This window comes from Lutibacter sp. (genome assembly GCF_041555395.1).
In the GTDB taxonomy this organism is placed as follows: domain Bacteria; phylum Bacteroidota; class Bacteroidia; order Flavobacteriales; family Flavobacteriaceae; genus Lutibacter.
Window position 1 is genome coordinate 1 of the sequence record NZ_JBFFKM010000112.1, and the last position, 2,416, is coordinate 2,416.

The following is a 2,416-nucleotide window of genomic DNA, read 5'->3' on the forward strand; positions in this document are numbered from 1 at the left end:
AATGGCTTTGGGGCTTGGTTTAGCTTTCTGGAAAAAAGAGCGTGTTCGATTTGGCTGGGCACTTGCAATATTTTTCATACTGGTTTTTCCGGGTAATATTGCTCAATACCTTGACGGCAAGGATGCTTTTGGAGTATTGGATTCTGATGGAGCAAGACTACGACGTTTATTTTTCCAACCTGTTCTTATTGTTTGGGCTTTATGGTCTGCAGGATCATGGAAAGCCTGGAAAACCAGAAAAAATAGGAACTAATGGATAATCCACAATTAAAATTAAGAAATCAAATTTGTTTTCCAATCTATTCGGTTTCTCGCCTAATTACCAAATCGTACAAACCTTATTTAGACAAGTTGGGTTTGACTTATCCTCAATATCTGGTACTACTGGTGTTATGGGAAAATGATAAACTTACTGTAAATCAGATTACCGAGAAATTACTTTTAAATACCAATACCCTTTCTCCTTTGTTAAAGCGCATGGAAAAAATGGAATTGTTGCAGAGGAATCGTTCTAATAAGGATGAAAGAAGTGTTATCATTCAACTAACAGTAAAAGGGAAGCAATTGAAGACTCTGGCCATACCTATTCCGAAAAACCTCATTAAAACATTGCTGACTGAAAATATTAGTATGGGAAAGGTTATCGAGTTAAGGGATATGCTGAATGAATGGATTAAAATACTTACAAACAACACAAAAAATTTAGAATAAAAATTAATAAATAAAAATTATGGAATTATTAGATAAATTAAATTGGAGATATGCTACTAAGTCAATGAATGGTGAAAAAGTAGCACAACAAAAAATCGACAACATTATTGAAGCTGCTTCATTAGCTCCGACTTCAAGTGGCCTGCAACCTTTTGAAATAATGGTTATCACCAATAAAGAAATTAAAGAGAAAATTAAGTCCATTGCCTGGAATCAACCTGTTGTTGCAGATTGTTCTCATTTATTGGTTTTTGCTGCCTGGGATACTTACACTGCTGATCGGATCAACAAACAATTTGATCTCACAAATACTGTTCGTGGCTTTAAAAATGAAGGTTGGGAAAATTATCGCCAAATGCTTTTAGCAAGTTATCCCCAAAGAGATGCTGAAGTGAATTTTAACCATGCTGCACGCCAAGCCTATATTTCATTTTCTCAGGCTATTGCAGCTGCTGCTTTTGAAGGAGTTGACAGTACACCAATGGAAGGTTTTGACCCGGATGCATTGGATGAAATATTAGGTTTAAGAGCCAAAGGACTTAGAAGCTGTGTGATTCTTCCATTGGGTTATAGAGATGTAAAAAGTGACTGGTTGGTTAACTTGAAAAAAGTAAGAAAAAGTAAAGAGGATTTAGTCACAGTAATTGATTAGAAAAATAAATTAACTACTTACAATAAACTTTATAAGTAATAGCGGTTTGGGAGCAATCTCCAACCGTTTTTTTTAGTAAATTACTGGTCTTTCACAGCCGGTTTGACTATTTAGCTCCTCCGAGAACCGGGAGATTTAATTTTCTTCAAAGTGTAATTGAAAAAGCAAGTTTTAATGAGAATTTTATTTTTTTACTAAGCTAAAATCAAGTCGATACCCACCTTTTTAAACTCTTCCTGAAATTCTAAATCAAGATCATCGTTGGTGGCTATGTGATGGATATCCGCAGGGAAGCATATATTGGTGAGTTCGGTTTTGCCAAATTTGCTTGAATCGGAAACAACAAAAACATCTTTTGCCTTTTGAATAATATAACTCGAAATTTCGGCCCTAAAAAGATCGCGCAATGTAAACCCGGATTCAGTTGAATATCCATCGATTCCAATAAATGCCTTGTCTATATTTAACAGATCAATACAGGTTTTCGTAATTTTTCCCACCAGAGTTTCACTGTCGTGTTGATAAATACCACCAAGAATAATAATGTTGGCTTGTTCATTTTTTCGGAATTGCCGGGCGATATAGACGTTAGTGGTAATTATTGTAACTTTTTTAATTTTTAAAAGTTCCCTGGCCAAAAGAACATTTACGGAGCCCGATTCAATCAGAATTGTTTCACCTTCGCTTACAAAAGAAGCTACCTTTTTGGCAATCCTGAGTTTTTTTTCATAATTAACACCCAATCGGTTATTCAAATCATCAGCATCTTTTAGCACAGCACCACCGTGAACACGTTTTAAAAGTCCTTCGGCTTCCAAGAAATTCAAATCCTGCCGGATGGTTACCGAAGAAACATTTAGTTTTTCGGAGAGTTCAATTACTGAAGTCTGATCATTTTTGCCCAGAATTTTCAGAATTTTATTTTGTCTGTTATTTAGCATTATTCCAGTGTTAAAGCAGCCGCACCAATAACTCCGGCATCGGCACCAATATTTGAGATTACAATTTCAATGGGATCAAAAATCATATCGCGGGCTAATTGATAAAACGTCG

At 35.4% G+C, this 2,416-nt stretch carries 3 protein-coding genes and 1 pseudogene; 3 read left to right on the top strand and 1 reads right to left on the bottom strand.

The window, feature by feature from the left end:
• The 3 genes and pseudogenes from ABY285_RS12480 to ABY285_RS12490 all read left to right on the top strand — a co-directional run.
• Positions 1-253: pseudogene (locus ABY285_RS12480) on the top strand (hypothetical protein); the annotation flags it as partial.
• Complete coding sequence (locus ABY285_RS12485) at positions 253-711, top strand: MarR family winged helix-turn-helix transcriptional regulator (RefSeq protein ID WP_372770555.1); 459 nt, start codon at positions 253-255, stop codon at positions 709-711. The pseudogene ABY285_RS12480 and the gene ABY285_RS12485, both read left to right, overlap by 1 nt.
• 19 nt (positions 712-730) lie before the next feature.
• Positions 731-1,363 (top strand): nitroreductase family protein, encoded by a 633-nt coding sequence (locus ABY285_RS12490; protein WP_372770557.1) that lies wholly within the window; start codon positions 731-733, stop codon positions 1,361-1,363.
• 194 nt (positions 1,364-1,557) lie between these two features.
• Here the strand turns inward: ABY285_RS12490 and ABY285_RS12495 are convergent, their stop codons facing one another.
• Positions 1,558-2,304 (bottom strand): DeoR family transcriptional regulator, encoded by a 747-nt coding sequence (locus tag ABY285_RS12495; protein ID WP_372770559.1) that lies wholly within the window; start codon positions 2,302-2,304, stop codon positions 1,558-1,560.
• Positions 2,305-2,416 lie beyond the last annotated feature (112 nt).

Coding starts and splice junctions, on each gene's coding strand:
- ABY285_RS12485 (WP_372770555.1), top strand. CDS start 253: ATGGATAATCCACAATTAAAATTAAGAAATCAAATTTGTTTTCCAATC.
- ABY285_RS12490 (WP_372770557.1), top strand. CDS start 731: ATGGAATTATTAGATAAATTAAATTGGAGATATGCTACTAAGTCAATG.
- ABY285_RS12495 (WP_372770559.1), bottom strand. CDS start 2,304: ATGCTAAATAACAGACAAAATAAAATTCTGAAAATTCTGGGCAAAAAT.